Raw genomic sequence first — 24,802 nt, 5'->3', positions numbered from 1 at the left:
CTTATTCAAAGGAGTGCCACGTGTGCCGACTGTTCGGGCTGCACGCCGGGTCCCGGCCCGTCCGCGCCACCTTCTGGCTGCTGGACGCCCCGGACAGCCTGTCCGAGCAGAGCAGGAGGGAGCCCGACGGCGCGGGGATCGGAAGCTTTGATCCCGACGGCGGCGCGCGGGTCAGCAAACGGCCGCTCGCCGCGTGGGAGGACCACGCCTTTGCCCGCGAAGCGCGGCAGCTGCTGAGCACCACCTTCCTGGCCCACGTCCGGTACGCCAGCACGGGCGCGCACACCATGGTGAACACGCACCCGTTCGAGCAGGACGGCCGGCTGTTCGCCCACAACGGCGCTTTCCACGGCCTGGACCGGCTGGATGCGCGTCTTGGTGGGCTTGGCGTGGCGGGTCTGGTGCAGGGCCAGACCGACAGTGAACGCCTCTTCGCCCTGATTACGGCCGAGACCCGCAGGGCCGGCGGGGATGTGGCGGAAGGCATTGCCAGGGCGGTGGGTTGGATTGCCGCCGAGCTGCCCGTCCTGGCCCTGAACATCATTATCACGACGGCGACGGACCTTTGGGCGCTCCGCTACCCGGCAACCCACCCGTTGTACATCCTGGAAAGGGACCCGGCAGCCGAGCCCGCTCCGGCGGCACCGCTGGACGCGCGAAGCCACCGGATCCGTTCACGAAGCACGGAGCTCTCGGCGGTGCGCTCGGTTCTCTTTGCCACCGAACCGATGAACCACAACCCCGGCTGGCGTCCCCTGTCTCCGGGGGAGCTGGTGCACGTTGGCCCGGACCTGGCGGTGGCCTGCACCTTTCCGTTCCCGGACCAACCTGCGTACCCGCTCACGCTCGCCGACCTGGAACCGTCCGCGGCCGCGTCGCAAATGTCCTGACGGGGTTGGTTTCCCGTCGGTGTTTAGGTGTTGGGGGTTGCAGCCTTCTTCGCCAGCGCTTCCGCCATCTTCTGGACCTTGGTGCCGTAACCGCCGTTGACAGCGGTGTCCTTGATCTTGTTCGCCTGGGCGTCGAGGTCAGCCGGGGCGGCGTTCTTGAGCGTCGTCAGGTCCGCCTGCAGGTTTGCGGGGAGCTTGGCGAACAGCTTCGGGTGGCTGATGAGCTGGCTGGCCACCTGCTGGAGCCCGGCGCCGGGGTTGCCCGAGCTGAACGCGGTGCGCAGCTCCTGGCGCAGGCCGGCCAGGCTGGTGGCAGCCTTCTCCGCTGCGTCGGCACGCTTCTGGATCTCGGCGCCGTACCCGCCGGACAGGGCCGTGGTCTTGATCTTGTAGGCGTCCTTCACCCGATCGGCCGCGGAGGCGTCCTTGAGGGTGGTCACATCCGCCTGCAGCGCAGCGGGGAGCTTTGCGAAAAGCTGGGGGTGGTTCACAAGGGCGGCAGCTGCCTTTGCCGCGCGGTCCCCGGCTGCCTGCGGGCTGTCCGCCTTCAGGCTCAGGAACGCCTCCAGGCCTCCCGAGCCCTTTGGCGTGTGGGCCTTGGCGCCCGCAGCGGGGGAAGCTGTTGAAGCGGGGGTTGACGTGGGGGATGCGGACGCGGCACCGACGCCCGCCACGGCCATGGCACCGGCAGCCAGGACGGCTGCCGCTCCAACTCCGATGCGGGTTTTGATTGACGGAATTGACGGCTTCACCACGTTGTGTCCTTCCAAACTTGCGCGTGCACGCCGGACCCAGTGACCGGCACGGGTTCACTGTAGGAGCGAAGACTGGGGAAAAGCTGAAAAACGCCTTGGTCTTTGTCCGGTTCCTTACCTCTGTCCGGGGTGCGGATTATGCTCGGACCATGGCGCATGTTTTTCTGACGAAGCCCCTTACCGGTGGCAAGCAAGGGGTTTGGCAGCGGCGCGTGTGGATGTGGATCGCTGCTGCCGGACTGGACGTGTACATTCTTGGTTTCGTCATCGGGCTGCAGCCGTCCGGTCCGCTCTGCGGCAGCCCCCTGGTTCCCAACAGCCGGGCAGCTGAACTGATGGACCAGCAGCGGGGCGGCGGCGGGGCGGCGGCCGCCTGCTACCGCAGCATTGATGCCGATTCTGTCCCTGTGTGGGCCCTGCTTGCGCTGGGAATCGCTCTTGTCATCGCCGGGGTGGCGGCGCGAATAGTCACCATCCGGCGGTCCGCCGCCTGAACCGGCGCTGAATGGGGCAGGGGCGGGACCTGCTGCAGTGCCCGGGCATCTGTAAGGATGGGTTGGTGGCTCACCCGGGCGCGCTGATCCTGCCGAAAGGTCCATCATGGACATCGTTGAAGTGATTTTGAATGACCACCACGAGCAGCGGCGGCGGTTCGCCCTGCTCGACGAAATGCATGGGTGCGAACCCTCCGACCTGGAACCTGTGTGGAAACAGCTCCGCATCCTGCTGGAAGTACATGCCAAAGCAGAAGAGGAACTGTTCTATCCCGAACTGATGGAATTGGGGACCGGAGCAGGCGGAAAGGATTCCGCCGGTGATGAAACCGAGGACGCGATCCACGACCACAATGAGATCCGGGACGCCATCGGTGAAGTTTCCCGCCACCCGGCCGGCGCACCGCAGTGGTGGGACGCGATGGCAAAGCTCAATGAAGCCAACGGCGACCACATGGCAGAGGAGGAGCGTGAAGGCCTGACCGATTTCCGGCAGCACGCGTCCCTGGAACTGCGCCACCGGCTTGGACTGTCCTTCAGCATCTTCGAGTCCGCCCACGCCGACGGCATCGAATCCCACGACATCGACCCCGATGAGTATGTCCACGAGCACGAGTAGGGGCGGCTGCATCCAGTCGCACTGCGGTTAAAGCCGGCCACCCTGCAGCTGAACAGCTGCAGGGTGACCGGCTTTGTCCGTCCGGGCGTCGAACCAGCCTTGGTTCGGCTTACTGTTCGGCGTCGGAACTTTGGAGCCGGCGCCTGACGAAGATGGCCGTCACCACCAGCGCGAGGACCAGGACCGCGGCAATGCCGCCCACCAGGGCCCACGGCACCTGGCCGGGTTGTGTGGATGCCTGGGCGGGCGCCGCCGTCGTGGGCGCCGCACTGCTTGCGCCGGCACCGACTGCACTGCCCCCGGCGTTCGCACTGTTCGCGGTGAAGGTGAAGGTTCCCTCGATGGGGTGCCCGTCCGAGGAGACCACCCGCCACACCACGGTGTACTTGCCGGCCGGCGCTCCTGCCTTGACCGCCTGGGAGACGTGGTTGTCCACGATCTCCACCGCACCGTCCGCCTGGTCAGTGCCTGCGGAGTCTTCCACCCGCACGATCGAATTGATGGCAATCGGGGTGCGGTCGAAGGTCAGGCCGATCTTGGCCGGAACGCTTTGGACCGTGGCGCCGTCGGCAGGATCACTGGATTCGAGGGCATCGTGGGCCTGGGCCGCAGCCGCCGGAAGCACCAGGAACGCTGCCGTGGCGAGCGTGAGCAGGAGCCGTGCGGGCCAGCTCCGCCGGTTGTTATTTTCCGTTGTCACGGCCAGCTCCTTTCACGCGCCGCCCGGCGAGGACAAGCCCCAGGGCAGTGGCACCGAGGACCAGTCCGGCTGCACCCAGCACGATTCCCCAGACGGAAGCGGCGTTGCTGGACGCAGGGGAGACCTGCGCCGCTGGTTCCGCAGCCGGCGCTCCCGGTGCGGCAGCCGCCGTCGTACTGTCCTCGGCGGTGGTGGTGAAGGACGGGGCCGGATGTTTAGGCTCGGGCTGTCCCTCGCTCTTTTCCTGGTCCCAGTTCACTACGGAGCCGTCCGAGTAGGACTGCGCCGCCTTCAACGTCACGGTGGTCCCCTCCGCCGGGAGCCTACCCACGGACAGGGAGAACGACTGGTACTGGTTCTGGCCCAACTGGTGCGCCTCATCGGCAGTCCACACCACGGAACTCGGCGCCTTGGTCACCGTGGCACCGGCCACTGTTACGGGCTTGGGCAGCTCGCTGGTGATCACCTGGGCGCTCCAGCCCTCCACCGGCTTGACGGAAACGGAGGTGAAGGGGGTGTCCGCCGGCAACTTCACCTCGAGCTTGGTGGTCTTCGCGGTGGGGGATTCGTTGGGCACATTGAACGTCAGGTGCGAGTAGCCGTTGGCGCCGGTATCGTCCGGGTCCACGCTGACGTGGGCGGACGCGGCGGTGGCCCCCGCGGCGATGATTCCCGCGGCTGCGGTGGCGGCGCCAAGGGATTTCAGGGTACGGCGAAGTGTTGTTTTCATTGCATGCTTTCCAGGAAATGGGCGTACTGGCAGGACCCGGCGCGGCAATGGCCCGGGTCAGGATGTCACGTGCCGCTCAGGGAGCGGTGGGGACCAGCGGCGGCCCACGCCTGGCCGGCAGCCTGAGGTTCCGCCAGCGGGAAAGGACGACGACGGCGGGCGGCGCCGGTTGGAGCGGCCAGTCAGGGATGACCACCGGCGTGAGGATCCGGATGATGGGACGGAGCCACGCGGCGAGGGCCCAGACAGCTGCCTCGCCCCGCGCCAGCACCAAAGCAGTGGCCAGTGTTGCCGCGGCGTGAAGGACCAGCATCAGCGTGCTGGGAACCGCGTAATCCGGGGTGAGCGCAGTGGCGGGCAGCACCGGCCCGGAGCCGTGCAGATGGCCGACGGCGACGTGCTGGGATCCTGCGGACACGGACAGGGCGCCAAAAGCCTCGTGAAGAATCAACTGGCTGGCCACCAGGAGCCCGGCCATGGCGGGCGCGGCCACTTTGAACCTGGCCAGGATCATGACTGGAGCCAGCACCAGCGCCACAAGCCCCAGGAAGATTACGGGCTGGGGCAGCGAGCCGCCGGCCATGACGTGGGCGCCGGCAGCCAAGGTGATCATAGCCGTCGTAACAGCCATGGCGCGGGGGAAGCGCAACGGGGCACTCATGCCATTCGCCACCCTTCCACCTCGATATTGCCGGTATCTACTTTAGGTTCGGCCCCGGCGTGCACGGTAATCGGGGGCCCTTTGCCGGGCAGTCCCGCCGGCCGTGACGCAAACTGTGCTCCCCGTGCGCCATTCAGGAGTGCCCCAGACTTGAAGAGTAGGGTGAAAGCCGGTTGCCACCACTGCAGCAATTCGATGCGAGAACCGGAGACACGCATGCCCAAGGGAGTTCCTTCCCAATCCACGTCCAATCCGTCCGAGCGCCGGAACCCGTTGCGCGTCGCCGGGATCACGCTGGGCTGGTTTGTGGGCTTCCTTGCCGTCAGCGCCGTTTGCGGGGCCCTTGTTGCCGGCCTGATGATGCCGGCAGCAGCCGTGACGGAGACAGTGGTGGCGGGCGGATCCCAGGCGCTGACTACCAACCTCCCCAACGACGTGTTCTCCGCGCCCCCGGCACAGATGACGCGGGTGCTGGCCGCGGACGGAACCCAGATTGCCACCCTTTTCAACGAAAACCGGACCCGGATTCCCCTGGACCAGATGTCGCCCAACATCAAGAACGCGATCGTGGCGATCGAGGATTACCGGTTCTACCAGCACGGCGGCATTGATCCCGAAGGCATCTTCCGGGCATTGGCGGTGGACGCCGCCGGCGGGCACCAGGGCGCATCGACGCTGACCCAGCAGTACGTCACCAACATGCTCAACGAAAACCTGATCGCCCAGGGCAAGGACGCCCAGGTGGTGCTCAACGGGCAAAAAGGCGTGAACCAGAAGATCCAGGAGATGAAGCTCGCCATCGGCCTTGAGGAGAAGTACTCCAAGGACCAGATCCTGGCCGGATACCTGAACGTGGTGGGTTTCAACAGCAACGCGTACGGCATCCAGGCCGCCAGCCAGTATTTCTTCTCCGTTGACGCCAAGGACCTTACCCTGCCCCAGGCGGCGCTGCTCGCCGGCCTGGTCAACGGCCCTTCACTGTTCGATCCCACCGTCCACCCCGAGGCTTCCAAGTCCCGGCGCGACCTGGTGCTCGACGCGATGCTGCAGCACGGCTACATCAACCAGCAGCAACACGACGACGCCGTCAAAACGCCCATCCAGCTCAAGGTCAACCCACCGAAGCAGGGCTGCGCCTATGCTCCGCAGGCGCAGTACTTCTGCGACTACGTCATCCACCAGATCGAGAATGACCCGGCGTATGGCGCTACCCTGGACGACCGCGACCAGAAGATCATGGCCGGCGGCCTGACCATCAAGACCACCCTGGATCCCCGGCTGCAGGGACCGGCCCAGGCCCAGGTGGACGCCACCGCCGGCGCGAACCCGGACAAGTGGGGTGCCTCCCTGGTAACGATCGAGCCGGGCACCGGAAAAGTCCTGTCCATGGCACAGAATTCACGGAAACTGCCCGGCCAAGGCGCCGGATTCGTCTCCGACTACAACTTCAACGTGGACGGCAGCGACGCGGCCGGAAACAGCCTGGGTGGTGTGGGCGGCATGCAGCCCGGTTCCACCATGAAGCCGGTGACCCTGGCGGCGTGGCTTGGCGAGGGTAAGTCAACCAACCAGATCGTTGACGCCTCCAAGCGGCGCTACGGCATCTACTACCCCTGGAAGACAACTTGCCATCCTGTGCAGGGCTGGTTCGACAGCACCGTGCGGGACTCTTCGGACCTGCAGAACGATGAGCCTAACTGGTACCGGCCCATGACGGTTCGGGAAGGCATCTACCAGTCGATCAACACGGCCACGTTCGCCTCCCTCGCCGGGCTCAATGATTTCTGCGATGTCCAGCGCGCTGCAGACGCCATCGGCCTGCACCTGGGCAGCGGAAAAGACGAGAAGATCGACCTCTCAACCCTGGGAAACATCCTGGGCAGCCAGAACGTGGCACCCCTGACCATGGCGAACGCGTTCGCCACCTTCGCGGCCAACGGCACCTACTGCAGCCCCATTTCCATCACGGAAGTGGACGACGCCCAGGGCAAAAAGATCGGGGGACAAACATCCTCCTGCCAGGCCGGAGCACTGAAACCCGATGTTGCCAAGGCTGTCACCAACGTCCTCCAGGACGTCCTCACCAAAGGCTCCGGGCTGCTGATTCCGCAGAAACTCGGGGTACCGGATGCTGCAAAGACCGGCACCAATGAATGGAACAACCAGACCTGGGTGGTGGGATACACGAAAGGTCTGGCCACGGCATCCTTCTTCGGCGATCCCTTCAGTGGCGGCTCGGACCGGTTGGGCCGCAACATCACCGTCAACGGCAAGTTCTATCCGGCCGTGGACGGGGCATTCATCGCTGGTCCGCAATGGGCCCAGTACATGCAGGGCGTAGTGGGCCTTTACGACCACGGAAACTTCGACGCGCCGCCGCAGAACCTCATCAGCGACCCCGCAGGACAGCGGACCAAGAGCAACTGATGGAAGAAGCACGATCTCGAACCACCGTGCTTGACAGGACCTTCCGCATCTCGCTGCTCCTCAAGGGCCTGGACGGGTTCCTGGAACTGATCGGCGGCGTTCTCCTTTTGCTGGTCACTCCAGCGCAGATCGGCGAGGTGGCCCGGTTCCTTACCCAGCATGAACTCGCCCAGGATCCCCGGGACTTCGTGGCCAACAGCCTGCTGCACATGACCGCCAACCTTTCGGGGTCGGCGTCGTTGTTTGGCGCTGTCTACCTCCTTCTGCACGGCGTGGTGAAGATCGTCCTGGTGTGGGCCGTCCTGAAGGAAAAGCTGTGGGCCTACCCGTGGATGATCGCCTTCCTGCTGCTCTTCATCGCCTACCAGCTGTACCGGATCTCGGTGTCGTTCTCCTGGGGCATGGTGCTCCTCACCGCGTTCGACATCTTCATCGTGTGGATTACCTGGCGCGAGTACCGGATCCGGCGGGCGCAGCGCCGGGTGCCTGAGGTTGATGCGGAAACGCCCCGGTCCTCGCGCTGACAGCTTCGACTACTACGACTGCGGGTTCATCCCTCGCGGTGCCGGTCCGCCCATATGGCATCACTGTCCACTTTCCAGTTTTTTCTGGCCGGTTTAGGTCACGGTGAGCTCGGTGTACATCCCGGCCCAGTAGTGGCCCGGAATGTTGCAGAACAGTTCATACCGTCCGGGCTGCAGGTCAAGAGTGACCCATCCGGCCGCGGACGGCAGGATCCCGTTGCCCTCGCCTTCGGCGCAGGTAGCGGCGGCCTCGCCCAGGCTGCCGGCCTCGTCGACTCTTCCGTCCCGGCCCATCGGCCGACTTCCTGCACTCTGTGTGCCTGCCAGCGGGACGACCAGCATTTCGTGGGGGATGCTACCTGCGTTGGTGACGAAAAAGGTTACTTTGCCGTGGACCACGGTGGCCCGGTCGGCGGTCAGGCGCATGCCGCCGCGCATCATCCTTGGCCCGGACCTCATGGACCCCATGTCGGTGGTAGTCACGTTGACGACGGTGCCGGCGACGCTCGGCGCCGTACAACGGGTGGCGGCGGGATTTCCTGCTCCGCCCGGTTTGGGGCCGGCGCCCAGCAGCGAAACAGCCGCCATGGATAACGCGGTCAGCAGCAGCGTTGCGACAACACCGATCAGGATCGACGTGTTGCGGGAGAGCTGTTTCACGGCTTGCGTCGGAGAGCAGCTCGACGTTCATTCAGCTCGGTCGCATCGATTTCCCCCCGGGCGAACCGTTCGTTCAGGATCCGCTCAGCCTCATCGTGAGGAGACCCGTAGGATCTCGCCTGGCCCTTGTGTCCGCCGCGGACCAGAAGAATCACGACCGTCACCACGCCGGCCCAGAACAGCAGCATCAGCACGGCCATCGCAATCCAACCGCCCATACCCCAGTCGCCGTACCATCCGTACATCATCGCCGGAAACACCTTTCGATCCTTGCCGCGGCTGCTAACACCTTTCCTCGGCCGGCGCCGGATGAACAGAGCCATAAGTCACCCAATCGTGGGCCGAGTGGTGGCCATGCGTCACTCGCGTGAGGAAGTTTCATCCAAGGCCCTCCCGCCCGCTCTAGGTTGCTTCGGAGTCGAAGGGGGCTGCCTGTCCGGCCCAATTGTCCTGCTGCCGGGAAGAAGCACCCGGTGCCTCGCGCGTCGTCGTAGCCGGGGTATGGGGAGGCTGGGCAGGTTCATCCAGGAGCGCCTCTCGGATGATCCGGCGGGGATCGTACTGGCGCGGGTCGAGCCGTTTCCAGTCAATGTCATCGAACCCGGGCCCGAGCTCCTGGCGGAGCTGTTCCTGCGCGCCGGAAGCCAGACGGCGCAGTTCCCGGATGAGGCGGCCAAACTTGGCGGCATATTCGGGCAATTTGTCCGGGCCCAGCACCAAGGCGCCGATGATGAGGAGGACGAAGAGCTTTTCGGCGTCGATACCGAACATCCCATTATTTTACTGCGATCGGGGCCGCGGGAGTGCGGGGAAAAGGAGCCTGGAGTCCGCTTGGGCGTAGGCTCCGCGAGCCGCCGTCAGGCCATCGTGGCTACGGCGAAAAGGCCGGCGACGCCAACGAGATAGAGGACCAGGACGACCAAGGAGTCGGTTCCCATGCCGAGGTGTTTCTTTTTCGGGCGGAAGAGGAGGCCCAGCAGGTAGGCCAGGGTCAGCAGGATCGCCAGGGCGGTGAGGTAGATGTCGGTGGCCTGGGCCTGTGGCAGGACCGGCTTGCCGGTGATCAGGACTGCGACCAGGAACAGAACCGGCAGGAACGCATTGCCGCCAAAGATGTCGCTGAAGGCCAGCTTGTAGTCGCCCTGCTTCACGGATGCCAGCCCGGTGGAAATTTCCGGCAGGGACGTGGCCAGGGCAAGGAAGGTGGCTCCGAAGAGGACGCCCGAAAGCCCGATGTGCCCGGCGATCGCATCGCCGCTGCGCTCCAGCACCACGCCTGCGCCAAGGGTGGCCAAGGCCGCGACGGTGAAGATCAGGGCAGACTTGCCCGTGCTGATGTGCCGGGTCTTCTCGTTGGCCTTTTTCTTGGAATGGCCCTGGGGCTCGTCCTGCCCGCCGGGCGCGTCACCTTGCTGGTGCCAGGGAAGGCCTTTCTGGGAACGTTGGACCAGGATCAATCCGAGGATCCAGATCACGGCGATCAGCACAGCGGCCGGCGTCAGGCGCAGTCCCACCAGCGAGTTCGGCATCTGGCTCCCGGCGATCACTACGCCCAGGACTGCAATGACGGTGACGGCTTCGATGACGAGCGTCAGGGACGCTGCCTTGTAGCTGAGGGGATCGGTGCCCCTGGTTCCAAACACGTCGAGGATGACCAGCACGACAGTCTGAATGGCGATACCACCCAAGATGTTTCCAACGGCCACACCGATGTTGTTGGACACGGCCGCACTGACGGTGATGGCGATCTCGGGCAGATTCGTGGCAATGGCGAGCAGGATCAGGCCGCCCAGCGCCGACCCCAGATGCAGCCGGTCATCAAGGACATCTGTCTGTTTGGAGAGGTGGATTCCCGCCACCCAGATCACCGCTGCGGCAGCGGCGAAAATCAGTAACAGAACTGCCAGGGGCAGCGATTCCATGCCTCTCCCTTCCCGGGCGGCGCCCTGCCACCCAGGAATCACGTACCCATGGGCAAGACCTGGAACTGCATATCCATGCTGGGAATGCTCTGGGAATTGCAGCTGAGGCAGGTATTGCGCCCTGCTGAATTGCAGTATCAATTACTGGTCAGATCTGCGGATGGGCCGCCTAGCCTTCATCCATGCTGAGAATCGTGAAGCAGATCCTGCGATCCAAGCCAAAGTGCCGGTACTGCGGGCTGGCCCTGCCGGAATCTCCTACTGCGGCATTTTGCTCCCGCAATTGCTACGACAGCTATCAGTACTGGGGCGGTGCCTCCGCCCGCAGAGAGTGACGTCGCCGTCGACATTTGCAGTGGCCCCAGTCCACACCTCTTCGCAAAACTACTAACCATGCTTACTATTGTGGGGCGCGGCTGTCCGCTGGGGGCAGAGCACCCGCGCTGCACCGGAGGTTTTTCAAGCATGGACAACGAAATGCGTCCCCTCACCGATGAAGAACTGATGTCGGAGCAGGCCACCGCCCTGCCGGACAAGGAAGTGGCGTCCGTCCTGGACCTGAACGCGGACCTGGACCTGGGCATCAACGCAGCGGCGCCTATCGACCTGGCTGTCGCCGCCAACGCCAATGTGGCAGCACCCATTGATGCCGCCGCCTCGGCCAACATCCTCTCCTACGGTTCGGACGCGCAGGCGCTGTCCAGCCAGGACGCCGCCATCGACCAGGGCATCACCGCCGATGCCAACGCCGACTCCACCCAGGACAGCCTGATCGGCCAGGGCGACGGCACCACCGATACGGGTACCGCCGACGCCGGAACCACGGATGGAACGTCCGGCGCAGTGTCAGATCCCACCAGTACCGGAGGGCTGACCGACGCAGCCGGGGCGCTGAACGGCAACCTGCTGAACGTCGATGTGAACCTGGATGCCGATGCCGCCATCGCCGCTCCCATCAACGGTGCCGTGGCCGCGAACGCCAACGTGGCTGCACCCATCGACGCCGCAGTGGCCGCCAACATCGGCTCCATCGACAGCCAGGCCTATGCCATCTCGGACCAGAGCGCCACCATCTCGCAGCACATCGACGGCGAGGCAAATGCCACCGCCGGCCAGCAGTCCGACCTGCAGCAGTAAGCAGACATGACCCAAACCCACGGCGGGCCGCCTCCCGAGGCGGGCCCGCCGTCGTCACGCGTCTCCGTTGCCCCGGATCCGTCGGGAAAGATGTCGACGGCTGCTGCCCACCTGCCCGCCCGGGCCGACGGCGTCCAGCTCCTGGGCACCGCGGAGGGGTCGGGCTACCGCGAACCGCCCGCCCTGGTGCGGCGAGCCGACGGCCAGACCCTCCAGCTGACCCGGCTGCTGTACTTGGTGCTGGAGGCGGCGGACGGGACCCGCGACCTGGACGGCATTGCCCGGCACGTCAGCGAAGGGTCCGGGCGGCTGGTCAGCGCTGACAACGTCCGTACCCTGATGGACTCGCAACTGCTGCCCCTGGGCCTGCTCCGGCTTGCCGACGGCACGCAGCCGGAAGTCAAGAAGTCCAACCCGCTCCTGGGCCTGCGCTTCCGCTACATCGTGTCCGACCCCGCCCGTACCCGCAGGATCACCGCACCGTTCGCGGTGCTGTTCCACCCACTGATCGTGGTGGCCGTGACGGCCGCGTTCCTGGCTGCATGCTGGTGGGTGCTCATGGTCAAAGGGCTCGGCTCAGCCACCCACGAGGCTTTCGAGCAGCCTGCCCTCCTGCTGCTGATCCTCGCCGTCACCATCCTGTCAGCCGGTTTCCATGAATTCGGCCACGCCGCCGCCACACGCAAGGGCGGAGCCACACCCGGGGCCATGGGCGCCGGGCTATATCTGCTGTGGCCAGCCTTCTTCACGGACGTCACCGACTCCTACCGCCTGGGCCGCGGCGGCCGGATCCGCACCGACCTGGGCGGGCTGTACTTCAACGCGATCGTGGCCGTCGCCATCATGGGACTGTGGTGGGCCACCGGCTTTGACGCACTGCTGCTGGTGGTGGTCACGCAGATCCTGCAGATGGTCCGGCAGCTCATCCCACTGGTCAAGTACGACGGCTACCACATCCTGGCGGACGCCACCGGCGTACCCGACCTGTTCCAGCGCATCAAACCCACCCTCCTGGGAATCCTTCCCTGGCGGTGGGGAAGCCCGGAAAGCAAGGTGCTCAAGCCGTTGGCGCGGGCCGTGGTTACCGTCTGGGTGCTGGTGACCGTACCGGTGCTGCTGTTCAGCATGGTGATGATGGTGCTGTCCCTGCCACGGTTGCTGGCCACCGGCTGGGCCAGTGTGGGCAAGCAGCAGGAAGCGCTGGCGGCGAGTCTTTCTTCCGGCGACTTACTGGGCGTGGCCGTTCGGGCCCTCGCCATTGTTGTGGTGGCGGTCCCGGTGCTGGGCGTGCTGTACATCGTGGTGCGGCTGCTGCGGCAGCTTGTCACGGGCCTGTGGCAAAAAACCCGTGGCAAGGCGGTGCAGCGGACGGCCGCCATGACCGCCGTCGCAGTCCTGCTGGCGGGGCTAGCTTGGGCATGGTGGCCCGACGGCGGGACGTACCGCCCGGTGCAGGCGTACGAACGCGGGACGTTGGGTGACGCAACGCGGGCCATCCTGCCCCAGCGCGAGCGTGGGCGCGAGGCGTTGCGGGAGGGTGCTTCCGGCCAGACTGTTGCGCTGTGGCCCGCGGATGCTGTGAAACCCACGCGGGACAATCCCCAGCTGAGCATGGTGCTGGTGCCTGCCGACGCATCACCGGCCAGTGCCTCGCCAGGCGGCAGCACCACTTCTGCTGCTGCTCCCTCCTGGGTGTTTCCGTTCGACAGGCCAGCCGCCCCGGCCGCCGACGGAAACCAGGCGCTCGCCGTCAACACCACCGACGGCTCCGTAAAGTACAGCGTGGCCTTCGCCCTGGTCTGGGCAGACGGCGGGGAGCCGGTCACCACCACCAACGAGGCATACGCTTTCGCCAACTGCTCGGGCTGCGCGGCAGTGGCCGTGGGCTTCCAGGTGGTCCTGGTGGTAGGTCAGACCGACGTGATCGTGCCGCAGAACCTTTCGGCGGCTGCCAACTACAACTGCCTGGACTGCCTCACCTATGCCCTGGCCAGCCAGCTGGTCCTCACGCTCGACGGGCCGTTGGACGGCGACAGCAAGCAGCAGCTTGAGTCGTTGTGGGCCCAAATCGCGGAGTATGGGCGGAACCTACAAAACGTTCCGCTGTCCGAGATCCAGGCCACGCTCAACGGGTACAAGGAGCAGATCACGGCCATCGTCAAAGGCTCTTCTGTTTCCGGAGGGACTTCCGTGGCGACGTCCCCTGCTACGGCTGGCCCCAGCGGTGGTCCGACCCCTGGCCCCACCTCGTCCGTTGCCCAGGATGGGCCGTCTGCACCTGCACCTGCACCTGTACCGGCTGCGACTGGGGTGGCCACGGCGCCGGCGGGGCCAGATCTGGGAGGCGGCCAACCGACGTCGTCCGTTGACTACGCAACGCCGGCACCCACTGTGGATTACGGGGGAGGGGAGACCCTGGAGCCCGCGCCTACGTCCAGCGCGGGGTAAAGGCCGGGGCACGCCGGCTTTGCCCCCGCCGACGGTCTCGCTCCTGGAATGGGTAGGCCGCTAGACCGAATGGGTGCGGGCAACCCTTATGGGAGGGTCCGCCGCGCGGGTAGGTTGGCTGCTGCCGGAGAGACGTGCCCTGCAGCTCATTTTTGGGATATCGGCCGGGAAGCCCCGGACCCGCCAGCCGTGTCTTGAAAACGGGCCACCCTGCAGTCGTCGGATGGCCTGCAGGGTGGCCTTTTCGCTGAAGCATGGGGTGGTGCGCCAGTTGTTCTCCGACCCGTAGCCGCCCACGGAGAGCTACCGCGTATCCACGTCTTCGAACACCAGGAACGTCTGCGTATCGAGCACGCCGGGCATGGTCTGCAGCTGGTCGAAGATAACCCGCCGAAGGTCGATGTTGTCCACGGCGCGGACCAGCAGGATCACATCGAAGTCCCCGCCCACCAGGGCGATGTGGTGCACCTCGGGGATGGCGCCCAGCTGGTCGCGGAGTTCGCGCCAGGAATCCTGCTTCAGCTTCAGCGTCACGTAGGCCGAGGACTTGAGCCCCGCCTTGATCGGATCCACAAGCGCCGTGAACCGGGTCAGCACGCCGTCGGACGTCAGCCGGGAAATCCGCGAGTACGCGTGCGCCCTGGAAATGTGGACGTTCTCGGCCACCTGCGTCACCGACATGCGCCCGTCGCGGGTCAGTTCGGCAATGATGCGCCGGTCAATGTCGTCCAGCGGAACCTCGGCGGCGGCATCCTTGCCCGGCATTTTGTCCACGGCTCCCATCGGTAATCCACGTCACAGTTACAAATCGTCTCCCATACTAGGCAGTTCGAAGCAGCTTCTCCACGATTTGCGGCCCCGGTAGATACGAAACCTGCTGCAGGACCATACTGGGAGCGAATAGTGGCTACCGAAGGACGGACCAATGACGATCTCCGCAGACCACACCGCGCCGGACACCACCAGCCCGCAGGAAGCGCCGGACACCGCGCTGAATGAAGCTGTGAAGAAGTTCGGCATCACGGTGGAGGACTACATGCTCCCCGCCCGGCACCAGATCCAGATGGTGGACCCGGACGGCCGGCTCAAGCCCGAAGGCGAGCAGGGCACCCAGCCCGGCCACGAATACCCCGTGCCCGGCGACAAGGAACTCCTCGAAGCGTACGAACGCCTCGTCGTCGGCCGCCGCGTCAACGACCAGAACTCCGCGCTGGTCCGGCAGGGCCGCATGGCCGTCTACCCCTCCAGCCACGGCCAGGAAGCCTGCCAGGTGGCCGCCGCCCTGTGCCTGAACGAGGGCGACTGGATGTTCCCCACCTACCGCGATGCCGTCGCCGTGATGACCCGCGGAGTGGACCCCGTCCAGGTGATGACCATCTTCCGCGGCGACTGGCACGGCGGCTACGACCCCCTCAAATACAAGGTGGGCATCCAGTGCACGCCGCTGACAACCCAGCTGCTGCACGCCGTCGGGGTTGCGCACGCCGCCAAGCTCCGCGGCGAGGACACCGTTGTGCTGGCCATGTGCGGCGACGGCGCCACCAGCGAAGGCGACTTCCACGAAGCCCTGAACTTCGCCGCCGTCTTCCACCTGCCCGTCATCTTCTTCGTGCAGAACAACAAGTACGCCATCTCGGTGCCGCTGGCGCACCAGTCCGTGGCGCCGTCGCTGGCGCACAAGGCCGTGGGCTACGGCATGGCCGGCGAACGCGTGGATGGCAACGACGTCGTGGCGCTCCTTGCCGTGCTGGACCGCGCCGTGAAGCTGGCCCGCGAAGGTTCCGGCCCGCTGCTGGTCGAGGCCAACACCTACCGCATGCAGGCCCACACCAACGCCGACGACGACACCCGCTACCGGGAAAGCGCCGAGGTTGCCGAGTGGCGGGCCAAGGACCCTGTCAACCGGATGCACACCTACCTGACGGACCGTGGACTGCTGGACGACGACGGCGAGGCCCGGATCCGTGAGCATGCTGAGGCGGTTGCCGCCCAGCTGCGCGAAGGCCTCAGCGAGGACGTGCCGGTGGACCCGCAGGAGCTTTTCCGACACGTCTTTGAGCGGCAGACGCCGCAGCTGAAGGAACAGTCCGCCATGCTCGCCGACGAGCTGGCCCGCGACGCAGCAGCTACTGATTCGAAGGAGGCCGGCAAGTGAGCCCCACCATCACCACCTCATCCGAGGCCAACGGCAACGTTTCCGCCGCCACGGCCCGCGCCGCCGCCTCGGCTGCAGCGTCCGCCGAGGCCGCCGGCCCGCAGCCGGTCACCATGGCCAAGGCCCTTAACACCGCGCTCGCCGACGCGATGTCCGCCGATTCCTCCGTCCTGGTCTTCGGCGAGGACGTAGGGCTCCTGGGCGGCGTCTTCCGCATCACCGACGGCCTCACCGCCACGTTCGGCGAGCAGCGCTGCTTCGACACCCCGCTGGCCGAGTCCGGCATCGTCGGCATGGCCGTGGGCATGGCCATCAACGGGATGCGCCCCGTGATCGAGATGCAGTTCGACGCGTTCGCGTACCCGGCCTTCGAGCAGATCGTCAGCCACGTGGCCAAGATGCACAACCGCACCAAGGGCATGGTCAAGCTGCCCATGGTCATCCGCATCCCCTACGGCGGCGGCATCGGGGGAGTGGAGCACCACTGCGATTCCTCCGAGGCCTACTACGCCCACACCGCGGGCCTGAAGGTCTACACCCCGGCCACCGTGGCGGACGGCTACCGCATGCTCCGCGAGGCGATCGACTCCGACGACCCGGTGGTGTTCATGGAACCCAAGAAGATGTACTGGACCAAGGACTCGGTGGACCTGGGCGAGCTGCGCCGGCTCCACGGCTCACGTGCGGAAGGTACGACGGCGGGACGCACCTCGGAAGGCCGGGCCGCCGTCGCGCGTCCCGGCACGGACGCCACACTGATTGCCTACGGTCCGTCCGTGCCCACCGCTTTGGCTGCCGCGGAGGCGGCTGCGCTGGAGGGGCGCTCGCTGGAAGTGATCGACGTGCGGACCATCGTCCCCTTCGACGACGAGACCGTGTCCGCTTCCGTCCGGAAGACCGGCCGGGCCGTGGTGATCGCCGAGGCCCACGGCTTCGCGTCCGTGTCCTCGGAGATCGTGGCCCGGGTGCAGGAGCGCTGCTTCCACTACCTGGCCGCCCCGATCCGCCGCGTGACCGGGTTCGACGTCCCCTACCCGGCGCCGAAACTCGAGAAGTACTACCTGCCCGGTGTGGACCGCATCCTCGACGCCGTTGACGACCTTCAGTGGGAGAACTGACCATGAGCGAAGCACGCGTGTTTTTGTTGCCGGACCTGGGTGAGGGCCTCACCGAAGCCGAGCTCGTTTCCTGGCACGTTGCCGTTGGGGATGAGATTGCCGTTGACCAGCCGATCGCCGAGGTGGAGACCGCCAAGTCCGCCGTCGAGGTGCCGTCCCCCTATGCAGGGATCGTGGCCGAGTTGCATGGTCAGCCGGGGGAAACCCTGGACGTGGGGAAGCCGCTGATCTCGGTGACGCCTCTTGGTGCTGGGACCGCCCCGGTGTCGGCCGGGACCGCCGCGGATGATGCCGCCCCCGCCCCTTCGCCGGCCCAGCCCGAGGTTGAGCCCGCGGAGACTGAGCTTGCCGAACCGAAGCCGTCCAACCCGGAGGCCGAGACCTATCGGGAGGAAGAAAAAGCCGGGTCAGGAAATGTGCTGATCGGGTACGGCACTCCAGGCGGGCACGGCGTTGCCCGGCGGACCCGTGCGCGGAAGTCCTCCGTGGCGGTGGATGAACGGACCGAAGCCCCCGCCGTCGAGCTGTCCAAGGAAGACGAGCTCACCCTCCTGCGCACTCGCGTGCCCGGCAAGCTTGGTGCCGTCATCTCGCCGCTGGTCCGCCGCATGGCACGGGAGCACGGCGTGGATCTGGGAGAGCTTTCCGGCTCCGGCGACAGCGGGCTGATCATGCGCCGCGACGTCGAAGCGGCGATGCGGACGGTGGTGCCCGCGGCTGAACCCGAGGCCGAGCCTGTCCAGGCGGCCCCGGAGCGTCCATCTCTTGAGCCGGCTGAAACTCCTGCCGGCTCAACCACCGACTCCCGCACCGGTCTCGCCATCTCGGCCCGCACGCCGGTCCGTGGTGTCCGGAAGGCGGTGGCCACCAACATGGTCCGCAGCCGCTCCGAGATCCCGGAGGCCACCGTCTGGGTGGATGTCGATGCCACCGCGCTCATGGAGCTGCGCGAGGGACTCAAGGCCAACGGCGCCGAGGTCCCCGGCCTGCTCGCCTTCATCGCCCGGTTCGTCACCGCGGGGCTGAAGAAGTATCCCGAACTGAACACACGGATCGAAACCGCAGAGGACGGGTCGCAGGAAATTGTGTCCTTCGACGGGATCAACCTGGGCTTCGCGGCGCAGACCGACCGCGGCCTGGTGGTGCCCTCCGTGCGCGGCGCCGAAAAGCTCAGCGCGCGCGAACTCGACGCCGAGATCCGCCGGCTCACCCGGGTTGCGCGGGAGGGAAAGGCGACGCCCACCGAGCTTGGCAGCGGCACGTTCACGCTGAACAACTACGGTGTGTTCGGCGTGGATGGTTCCGCAGCGATCATCAACCACCCCGAGGTGGCCATCCTCGGGGTGGGCCGGATTATCGACAAGCCGTGGGTAGTCAATGGTGAGCTGGCCGTCCGCAAGGTCACCGAACTGACCCTGACGTTCGACCACCGGGTCTGCGACGGTGGCACCGCCGGCGGCTTCCTCCGCTTCGTGGCCGACGCCATAGAAAACCCCACGGGACTGCTGGCGGACATCTAACCCCTCCTTCTCGACGGGTAAATATTCCTCCGAAACGAAAAGCGGCTGGCGCTGCCCACACCTGGGCAGCGCCAGCCGCTTTTCGCGTCGAAGCTTCTTTTGCGCGTCGCCATCTGCAGTGGGGCCTACCCCTTGCAGCAGCCGTACTTGACGCGGAAGTGAGTTCGATGGTTAGTTGGTTGAGTAATGAACCATATAACTATAAGCCGCTGCACCAGGAGGCCGCGTTGAAAGAGGACGGCACACCTCTCTTCGTGCAGATCGCCGGACAGGTTGAAGATTCGATTGTGGATGGATCTTTGGCCGAAGAAGCCCAGGCTCCCTCAACCAATGAGCTTGCATCCTTCTACCGCATGAATCCGGCGACGGCAGCGAAGGGGATCAACATGCTTGTCAGCAAAGGTGTGCTCTACAAGCGCAGGGGTGTGGGCATGTTCGTCGCCCCCGGCGCCCGGGAGCTCCTGCTCAAGGAACGCCGCAACGACTTCGCCCTGCGGTATGTTCAGCCCCTGCTCGCAGAGGCACGCCGGATCGGGCTGGGACCCGACGACGTGGCCGATCTTGTGCGCACCGGCGCAGGCGAGGCAGCCGCAGCCGCACCACCATCCCACGAGACCGACGGAAGGACGCCATGAGCGCCGTAATAGAGGTTCGGAACCTCACCAAGAGCTACAAGGACGCACTCGCGCTGGACAATGTGAGCTTCGACATTGAGCAGAACGCCATCTACGGGCTCCTGGGCCGCAACGGCGCCGGCAAAACCACCGCCATGTCCATCCTCACGGCACAGAACTTCCCCAGCAGCGGAGAAGTTCGCGTGTTCGGCGAGAACCCGTATGAGAACCCGAGGGTGCTGAGCCGGATGTGCTTTGTCCGGGAGAGCCAAAAATACCCGGACGATGCCTCCGCGCGCCACGCCCTCGCAGCGGCGCGGCTCTTCTTCCCCAACTGGGACCAGGGCTTGGCGGACGAACTCATTGACGACTTCCAGCTGCCCCTGAAACGGACCATCAAGAAGCTGTCGCGCGGGCAGCTCTCCGCCGTCGGCGTCATCATCGGGCTTGCCTCCCGTGCGGAAATTACCTTTTTCGACGAGCCGTACCTGGGGCTGGACGCCGTAGCGCGGCAGACGTTCTACGACCGTCTGCTGGCTGACTACGCGGAGCACCCCCGGACCATCCTCCTCTCCAGCCACCTCATCGACGAGGTATCAAACCTCATCGAACGCGTGCTCCTTATTGACGCGGGCCGCATCATCATGGACCAATCAGCCGAGGGCGCCCGTGCCATGGCCACCAACGTCGTGGGTGATGCGGGCGCGGTCGATCGGGCAGTTGGCGGACGCGAAGTCATCCACCGCGAGAGTCTGGGCCGGGTCGCCTCCGTGACCTTCCTTGGCCACTTGGATGCAACCGAAAGCGCCACGCTCGCGGCGGACGGCCTCGAACTGGCCCCCGTCTCCCTGCAGCAGCTCATTGTCCGCCTCACCCAGCAGCGGTCCGCCGGCATCCGCCCCGTGGACCCGGCCGCCCCGGAAGGAAGCCTCCGATGACCACCCTCAACCGCGCCGTGCAACGGTCCGTCCCGCGCAACCGCATGCTCAACGTGGTCCGTCTGCAATTCCTCAACAAGCGGACGTTCCTCTGGGTTCCGGTCCTGATACTGGGCGGTTCCTGGGTCCTGTCCATGCTCATCTTCTGGATCGTTGGCGGCGCAGGGCAGACCGGCGTGAAAGCCGGCGGTGGTGCGCAGGCTCCACTGTGGTACTTCCTCGCCATCGGTATCCAGGCAATGACCATGACGTTTCCGTTTTCCCAGGCGATGAGCCTGACACGGCGGGAGTTCTTCCTTGGCTCGCTGGCTGCCGCGGCTGTGAGCGCAACCGGGATGTCCGCAGTGTTTGTCCTGCTGGGCCTGCTGGAGCAGGCAACCGCCGGGTACGGCTTCAACGCCTACTTTTCCTACCTGGAGTGGGTATGGGCGGCAGGTCCGCTTGCGGCCGCCCTCACCTACTTTGTCTTGGCCGTGCTTTTCTTCGTGCTCGGGTTCTGGTTCGCCACGATCTTCAGGCGCTTTGGAGCGCTGGGGCTCGCCAGCGCGCTGCTGGCCACCGGCCTGGTGCTGGTGGGGTTCGTCGCCCTTGTGACCTTCCAGCAGGCGTGGCCGGTTGTGGCGCAATGGTTCGCAGTCACCGGTTCTTTGGGCCTTACCTTGTGGGGCCTCCTGCTGGCGGCGGTCCTTGCCGCTGGGTCTTACCTCACGCTCCGCAGGATGCCCGTCTAGCAGGCAGCATCCCGCAGGGCTGGAGCACGACGGCGGCGCGTCCCGCCGTCGTGCTTTTCCTTGGCTCCGCAGCCTGCCGTAATGTTGGTGTCCCCACCGGTCTCACAAAAGGGTCAGAATCTTGGTTAATACTGCTCCGCAGGCACCCGAGGTCGGCGCGCTCGAAAACCTGGCCCTGACTGCCCTGTCCGTGGGTGCCGCCGCCGTGCTGCTTCCGGTGATCGGACTGAAAGCGCTGTCAAAGGCCGTATTCCCCAAGGCAGCCAAAGAGTCGCTGGCCGAGGAACGCCACTACCTGATCCAGTAACGGTGGCTGCGACGGGGCCGGCCGCCGCCGTCGTAATCGCTCAGCCGCCAAAGCGGAGCGTGATCACCAAAACGATCAGCGCTACCAGGCCGGCCAGCAGCATCGCCGCCCGAGGGTCCCCGAAGTTCAGGGTCCATCCAATGCCGAACCTGCGGGGAACCAGCAGCGCTGGATCGTCCCGATTGATGTAGATGAGGCCGGCGCGCCAGAACCTGTCATCGTCACGGTGCGTCAGTCCTGTGTCCTCCCCATCCCCGCCGCGGTCCGCGTTGTTCCTGGCCAGGACCGTCACCGCTGCCACCACGGCGGCCAGGACCGGGACAACGATCACCAGAGGCGCCCACCGGGTAACAGTTCCGGTCCACATCAACAGGGATGACGCCATCAAGCCCAGATCGATCATCGCCACCAGTCCCAGCAGCGCTTTGGCTCCCAACGACATGTAATGCCGGGCCCAGCGTGCGGAACCCTCCGGCCGGGCCGGGTCAAGATCCGCCCGGCTTCGGATAATGGCCGCAGCCAGGCCGGCCAGCAGCGCGGTGAGACCCACCTGCAGGAAGACCAGCGAAAAGGCCGAGCCAACCGATTTGGCCTCCACCCGGTCGGCCGCTCCATTGCCGGCATAGTGCACCACCAGGGTTTGGGGCATGGACGGATAGATCAGGATGCCGATGACCGCGGTGGCGGCAGTGATGAGTACGGCAGGTGCCAGCCAGCGCCAGGGAAACCGCGGCGGGTTGGTCCTCAGCCCGGTGTCCACCGCGACGCCTTGGTGCAGGCCCTCGAACCAGCCGCCGTCGACCTTCGCTGCCCGGATCTCCTGGTGTGCCAGGAAGAAGCAGCCGTACCAGAGGCCCACGAGTACCAGCACAGACAATGGGAGCAGCAGCGGCTGACGTGTGAGTGCGAGGCTCCCCACGCCCACCACGCCAATGACACCCCCGCAGGTCAGGACGCGCCGGCGGTAACGGCGCGCCTGCTCCGCCACCACGGGGTGGGTTGAGTACTGGGCCGGGATCCGCACCCCAAAAGGCACCGTGCCGCTGGTGACCGACGGCAGCACCAGTGCGAGCAGCAGCACCAGTCCCAGCAGGATGAAGCCCAGGATGATGGAAATGGTCATCGCTTGTCCTCCTGCTGCGGTTGGCCAAATGAAGCGAGGAGCGCTTGGCAGGTTTGAAGCACCTGGTCGGCCGGCACCCCGCGGGCAACGGCTTCGGCCAGAAGGGTCCGGGCCCTTGCGGCCCAGTCCGAGGGGAGCAGCTGCTCCGCCGCACTTGCGGTCACCACCGCTCCGGTCTTGCGGCTGAGACGGATCAGCCCTTCCTGCCGAAGGAGATCGTAAGCCTTGTTGACGGTATGGAAGTTGATGCCGAAATCGGCAGCCAGCGTTCGGGTGGGCGGCAGCGTACTGCCCTCGGTGAGCGCGCCGTGGGCGATCGCCTCGACGATCTGGTCCCGGATCTGCTGGTAGATGGGCACCTCAGCAGCCAGGTCTACGTTGAGGATCAACGCCTTCACCCCTTGCCTTTGTTCTATTAGTTATAGAACAACAGACGCACCAGTGCCAGAGGCAATTTGACGACGGCGGCCGGGCGCCGTCGTGCCCTAAATTTTTCCCTATTAGGGTCTTTACGCACTGGCCGCTCCTTATTAAAGTGGAACGCGTCATAGTCCGGATGGGCGCCGGGGGCGTCCGGGAAGGGGGATTGCGCATCACCGCTGACCGATACCAAACGACAAATGACCACTACGTTGAAGGCCCCTCCTAAGGAGGGGCCTTCCCTTTTGCCTGCACACTGGGGGCAGGGCCTACCCCGTCAGTTCACTTATCCGGCCCTGGAGAAACCGCCGTTCCACGTCGTTGTCGGTGAGGATCAGCGCCTCCCCGAAGGCCACCCGCGCCTCTTCCAGGCGGCCAAGCCGGGTCAGGAAATCGCCGCGGGCGGCAGCCAGGTAGGGGTAGCGTGCCAGCTGTGGTTCGGCGCCGAGCGCGTCCAGTTCCGCCAGCCCTTCAGCGGGGCCCGCGGCGAAACCGAGGGCAATGGCCCGGTTGAGCCGAACCACCGGGGAGGGCCACCTCTCCATGAGCAGGTCATACAGGCCCAGGATCTCGTGCCAGTCGGTGTCGGACCAGGACCCGCTCTCGTCATGCACCGCCGCAATGGCCGCCATAAGGGCAAAGCGGCCCGGAGGCCGAGCTGCCAGCGCCTCCCGCAGCAGCGCCACCCCTTCCTCGATAGCCTGCCGGTCCCACTTGGACCGGTCCTGGTTCTCGAGCAGAACGACGTCATGATTTCCGTTGACCCGGGCACCGGTGCGGGCCTCGGTGAGCAGGATCAGGGCAAGGAGCCCGGCAACATCGGAATCGTGGGGGAGCAGGACGCGCAGCATTTTCGCCAGCTCAAGGCCCCGCTCGGCGAGGTCCCGCCGCATCAGGTCTGCTCCCGACGGAGCCGTGTGCCCCGTGGTGTAGACGAGGTAAACAACCGACAGCACCCCGTCCAAGCGCTCCTGCAGCTCCGACGACGCCGGCACTCGGTACGGGATATGCGCTGCAGTGATCTTCTTCTTCGCCCTGGTGATGCGGGCCGCCATGGTGGTTTCAGGGACCAGGAACGCCCGGGCCACCTCGGCCGTCGAGAGCCCGCACAGGAGCCGCAGGGTCAGTGCCACCTGGGCCTCGAACGCCAGGGCCGGGTGGCAGCAGGTGAAGATCAGCCGGAGCCGGTCATCCGGGAGGTCCCCGCTGTCCCCGTCTTCGGTGACCATGTCCCCGACAACCGTCTCTTCGACTCCAGGCTCCCCGGGAGCCACCAGTTTGGGCAGCGCGCGCTCCGCGGCGGCTGCCCGCCGTCGAAGGTCCAGGGCCCGGCGTCGGGCCGCCACCGTGAGCCACGCCCCCGGGTTGCGGGGGATTCCGCTCCCGCCCCATGTGGACAGAGCAGTGGCGTACGCGTCCTGTACCGCCTCCTCTGCGGTGTCGATGTCACCCGCAACCCGCACCGTGGCCGCCAGCACGAACGCCCACTCCCGGCGGTGGGCGTCCGCCACCGCGGCAGCAACTTCTGCGCTGGCGGCCCGCGGCATCAGTTGGCCACCCGCACCGGCCACACGTCGACTCCGACGCCGGCCGGGACCTCCTTGGCGATTTCCAGCGCCTCATCGAGGTCGGCTGCTTCGATCATGTAGTAGCCGCCCAGGGTTTCCTTCGATTCCACGAACGGGCCATCCGTCACCGCGAAACCGCCGGATCCATCACGGCGGATCGAGGTCGCCGTGGAGGACGGATGCAGGGCAGCCCCGCCGAGCAGGGAGGACCCGCGCCGCCGCTGGAACTCCTGGTAGCTGGCGCTGATGGATTCCCCTTCGGCCTGCCTGGCCACTGCCTCGTCCTGGTAGATCAGAATCAGATACTTGGACATGTCGTGCTCCCTTCCGGTCTGGTTAAG

Annotated in this window: 27 protein-coding genes; 14 read left to right on the top strand and 13 right to left on the bottom strand. The window is 66.1% G+C overall.

Annotated features, from left to right (window positions below; translation table 11 throughout):
• Positions 1 to 20 precede the first annotated feature (20 nt).
• Positions 21 to 890 (top strand): class II glutamine amidotransferase, encoded by an 870-nt coding sequence (locus ACIGJD_RS15380; RefSeq protein WP_483686915.1) that lies wholly within the window; start codon positions 21 to 23, stop codon positions 888 to 890.
• Between the two features lie 23 nt (positions 891 to 913).
• On the opposite strand, the gene ACIGJD_RS15375 is transcribed toward ACIGJD_RS15380, so the two are convergent.
• Complete coding sequence (locus tag ACIGJD_RS15375; RefSeq protein WP_483686914.1) at positions 914 to 1,645, bottom strand: hypothetical protein; 732 nt, start codon at positions 1,643 to 1,645, stop codon at positions 914 to 916.
• A gap of 149 nt (positions 1,646 to 1,794) precedes the next feature.
• On the opposite strand from ACIGJD_RS15375, the gene ACIGJD_RS15370 reads away from it, so the two are divergent.
• Together ACIGJD_RS15370 and ACIGJD_RS15365 are read left to right on the top strand one after the other, a co-directional pair.
• Positions 1,795 to 2,139, top strand: a complete 345-nt coding sequence (locus ACIGJD_RS15370; protein ID WP_483686913.1) for a hypothetical protein — start codon at positions 1,795 to 1,797, stop codon at positions 2,137 to 2,139.
• Between the two features lie 106 nt (positions 2,140 to 2,245).
• Complete coding sequence (locus tag ACIGJD_RS15365; protein WP_483686912.1) at positions 2,246 to 2,758, top strand: hemerythrin domain-containing protein; 513 nt, start codon at positions 2,246 to 2,248, stop codon at positions 2,756 to 2,758.
• A 109-nt stretch (positions 2,759 to 2,867) separates the two neighbouring features.
• Here ACIGJD_RS15365 and ACIGJD_RS15360 read toward each other — a convergent pair whose 3' ends face one another.
• From ACIGJD_RS15360 to ACIGJD_RS15350, 3 genes are all read right to left on the bottom strand, one after another.
• Positions 2,868 to 3,458: a copper resistance CopC family protein gene (locus ACIGJD_RS15360; protein ID WP_483686911.1), complete on the bottom strand. Its 591-nt coding sequence runs from the start codon at positions 3,456 to 3,458 to the stop codon at positions 2,868 to 2,870.
• On the bottom strand, positions 3,442 to 4,188 hold the full coding sequence (locus ACIGJD_RS15355) for a YcnI family copper-binding membrane protein (protein WP_483686910.1): 747 nt from the start codon (positions 4,186 to 4,188) through the stop codon (positions 3,442 to 3,444). Before ACIGJD_RS15355 ends, ACIGJD_RS15360 begins: the two co-directional genes overlap by 17 nt.
• Before the next feature lie 76 nt (positions 4,189 to 4,264).
• Positions 4,265 to 4,849: a hypothetical protein gene (locus ACIGJD_RS15350; protein WP_483686909.1), complete on the bottom strand. Its 585-nt coding sequence runs from the start codon at positions 4,847 to 4,849 to the stop codon at positions 4,265 to 4,267.
• A 216-nt stretch (positions 4,850 to 5,065) separates the two neighbouring features.
• On the opposite strand from ACIGJD_RS15350, the gene ACIGJD_RS15345 reads away from it, so the two are divergent.
• Together ACIGJD_RS15345 and ACIGJD_RS15340 are read left to right on the top strand one after the other, a co-directional pair.
• On the top strand, positions 5,066 to 7,276 hold the full coding sequence (locus ACIGJD_RS15345) for a transglycosylase domain-containing protein (RefSeq protein WP_483686908.1): 2,211 nt from the start codon (positions 5,066 to 5,068) through the stop codon (positions 7,274 to 7,276).
• Positions 7,276 to 7,800 (top strand): DUF2127 domain-containing protein, encoded by a 525-nt coding sequence (locus ACIGJD_RS15340; RefSeq protein WP_483686907.1) that lies wholly within the window; start codon positions 7,276 to 7,278, stop codon positions 7,798 to 7,800. Before ACIGJD_RS15345 ends, ACIGJD_RS15340 begins: the two co-directional genes overlap by 1 nt.
• A 93-nt stretch (positions 7,801 to 7,893) precedes the next feature.
• On the opposite strand, the gene ACIGJD_RS15335 is transcribed toward ACIGJD_RS15340, so the two are convergent.
• The 4 genes from ACIGJD_RS15335 to ACIGJD_RS15320 all read right to left on the bottom strand — a co-directional run bounded on the left by ACIGJD_RS15335 (position 7,894) and on the right by ACIGJD_RS15320 (position 10,382).
• Complete coding sequence (locus ACIGJD_RS15335; RefSeq protein ID WP_483686906.1) at positions 7,894 to 8,460, bottom strand: sulfocyanin-like copper-binding protein; 567 nt, start codon at positions 8,458 to 8,460, stop codon at positions 7,894 to 7,896.
• Positions 8,457 to 8,783 carry an SHOCT domain-containing protein gene (locus tag ACIGJD_RS15330; RefSeq protein ID WP_483686905.1) on the bottom strand — a complete coding sequence of 109 codons (327 nt, stop codon included), beginning with the start codon at positions 8,781 to 8,783 and terminating at the stop codon, positions 8,457 to 8,459. The genes ACIGJD_RS15335 and ACIGJD_RS15330 overlap by 4 nt, the downstream gene beginning before the upstream one ends.
• A 79-nt stretch (positions 8,784 to 8,862) precedes the next feature.
• Positions 8,863 to 9,231 (bottom strand): twin-arginine translocase TatA/TatE family subunit, encoded by a 369-nt coding sequence (locus ACIGJD_RS15325; protein WP_483686904.1) that lies wholly within the window; start codon positions 9,229 to 9,231, stop codon positions 8,863 to 8,865.
• 86 nt (positions 9,232 to 9,317) lie between these two features.
• Positions 9,318 to 10,382: a sodium:calcium antiporter gene (locus tag ACIGJD_RS15320; protein WP_483686903.1), complete on the bottom strand. Its 1,065-nt coding sequence runs from the start codon at positions 10,380 to 10,382 to the stop codon at positions 9,318 to 9,320.
• Between the two features lie 465 nt (positions 10,383 to 10,847).
• Here ACIGJD_RS15320 and ACIGJD_RS15315 point away from each other — a divergent pair, with 465 nt between their 5' ends.
• Positions 10,848 to 11,519, top strand: coding sequence for a peptidoglycan-binding protein (locus ACIGJD_RS15315; protein WP_483686902.1), 672 nt, complete (start codon positions 10,848 to 10,850; stop codon positions 11,517 to 11,519).
• Positions 11,520 to 11,525: 6 nt separating this feature from the next.
• Positions 11,526 to 13,967 carry a zinc metalloprotease gene (locus ACIGJD_RS15310; RefSeq protein ID WP_483686901.1) on the top strand — a complete coding sequence of 814 codons (2,442 nt, stop codon included), beginning with the start codon at positions 11,526 to 11,528 and terminating at the stop codon, positions 13,965 to 13,967.
• A gap of 303 nt (positions 13,968 to 14,270) precedes the next feature.
• Here ACIGJD_RS15310 and ACIGJD_RS15305 read toward each other — a convergent pair whose 3' ends face one another.
• Positions 14,271 to 14,750: an Lrp/AsnC family transcriptional regulator gene (locus ACIGJD_RS15305; protein ID WP_483686900.1), complete on the bottom strand. Its 480-nt coding sequence runs from the start codon at positions 14,748 to 14,750 to the stop codon at positions 14,271 to 14,273.
• 142 nt (positions 14,751 to 14,892) lie between these two features.
• Here ACIGJD_RS15305 and pdhA point away from each other — a divergent pair, with 142 nt between their 5' ends.
• The 7 genes from pdhA (at position 14,893) to ACIGJD_RS15270 (ending at position 21,350) form a co-directional block, all read left to right on the top strand.
• Complete coding sequence (gene pdhA / locus ACIGJD_RS15300; RefSeq protein WP_483686899.1) at positions 14,893 to 16,122, top strand: pyruvate dehydrogenase (acetyl-transferring) E1 component subunit alpha; 1,230 nt, start codon at positions 14,893 to 14,895, stop codon at positions 16,120 to 16,122.
• Positions 16,119 to 17,240 carry an alpha-ketoacid dehydrogenase subunit beta gene (locus ACIGJD_RS15295; protein ID WP_483686898.1) on the top strand — a complete coding sequence of 374 codons (1,122 nt, stop codon included), beginning with the start codon at positions 16,119 to 16,121 and terminating at the stop codon, positions 17,238 to 17,240. Before pdhA ends, ACIGJD_RS15295 begins: the two co-directional genes overlap by 4 nt.
• A gap of 2 nt (positions 17,241 to 17,242) precedes the next feature.
• The gene (locus ACIGJD_RS15290; RefSeq protein WP_483686897.1) at positions 17,243 to 18,760 is read left to right on the top strand and encodes a dihydrolipoamide acetyltransferase family protein; all 1,518 of its coding nucleotides are present in this window, start codon (positions 17,243 to 17,245) and stop codon (positions 18,758 to 18,760) included.
• Between the two features lie 227 nt (positions 18,761 to 18,987).
• Complete coding sequence (locus ACIGJD_RS15285) at positions 18,988 to 19,395, top strand: GntR family transcriptional regulator (protein WP_286404539.1); 408 nt, start codon at positions 18,988 to 18,990, stop codon at positions 19,393 to 19,395.
• The gene (locus ACIGJD_RS15280) at positions 19,392 to 20,312 is read left to right on the top strand and encodes an ABC transporter ATP-binding protein (RefSeq protein ID WP_483686896.1); all 921 of its coding nucleotides are present in this window, start codon (positions 19,392 to 19,394) and stop codon (positions 20,310 to 20,312) included. Before ACIGJD_RS15285 ends, ACIGJD_RS15280 begins: the two co-directional genes overlap by 4 nt.
• On the top strand, positions 20,309 to 21,043 hold the full coding sequence (locus ACIGJD_RS15275; protein WP_483686895.1) for a hypothetical protein: 735 nt from the start codon (positions 20,309 to 20,311) through the stop codon (positions 21,041 to 21,043). The genes ACIGJD_RS15280 and ACIGJD_RS15275 overlap by 4 nt, the downstream gene beginning before the upstream one ends.
• A gap of 121 nt (positions 21,044 to 21,164) precedes the next feature.
• Positions 21,165 to 21,350 carry a hypothetical protein gene (locus ACIGJD_RS15270; RefSeq protein ID WP_483686894.1) on the top strand — a complete coding sequence of 62 codons (186 nt, stop codon included), beginning with the start codon at positions 21,165 to 21,167 and terminating at the stop codon, positions 21,348 to 21,350.
• Positions 21,351 to 21,390: 40 nt separating this feature from the next.
• Here ACIGJD_RS15270 and ACIGJD_RS15265 read toward each other — a convergent pair whose 3' ends face one another.
• From ACIGJD_RS15265 to ACIGJD_RS15250, 4 genes are all read right to left on the bottom strand, one after another.
• Positions 21,391 to 22,473, bottom strand: a complete 1,083-nt coding sequence (locus ACIGJD_RS15265) for a DUF1648 domain-containing protein (RefSeq protein WP_483686893.1) — start codon at positions 22,471 to 22,473, stop codon at positions 21,391 to 21,393.
• Positions 22,470 to 22,871, bottom strand: a complete 402-nt coding sequence (locus ACIGJD_RS15260; RefSeq protein ID WP_483686892.1) for a GntR family transcriptional regulator — start codon at positions 22,869 to 22,871, stop codon at positions 22,470 to 22,472. The genes ACIGJD_RS15265 and ACIGJD_RS15260 overlap by 4 nt, the downstream gene beginning before the upstream one ends.
• 291 nt (positions 22,872 to 23,162) lie before the next feature.
• Complete coding sequence (locus tag ACIGJD_RS15255; protein ID WP_483686891.1) at positions 23,163 to 24,440, bottom strand: RNA polymerase sigma factor; 1,278 nt, start codon at positions 24,438 to 24,440, stop codon at positions 23,163 to 23,165.
• Positions 24,440 to 24,775, bottom strand: a complete 336-nt coding sequence (locus tag ACIGJD_RS15250; protein ID WP_483686890.1) for a YciI family protein — start codon at positions 24,773 to 24,775, stop codon at positions 24,440 to 24,442. Before ACIGJD_RS15250 ends, ACIGJD_RS15255 begins: the two co-directional genes overlap by 1 nt.
• Positions 24,776 to 24,802 lie beyond the last annotated feature (27 nt).

The organism is Arthrobacter sp. E1SS-5, from assembly GCF_057073715.1.
Note: the sequence above shows the minus strand (reverse complement) of the source record. Positions and strands in the feature narration are given on the sequence as shown.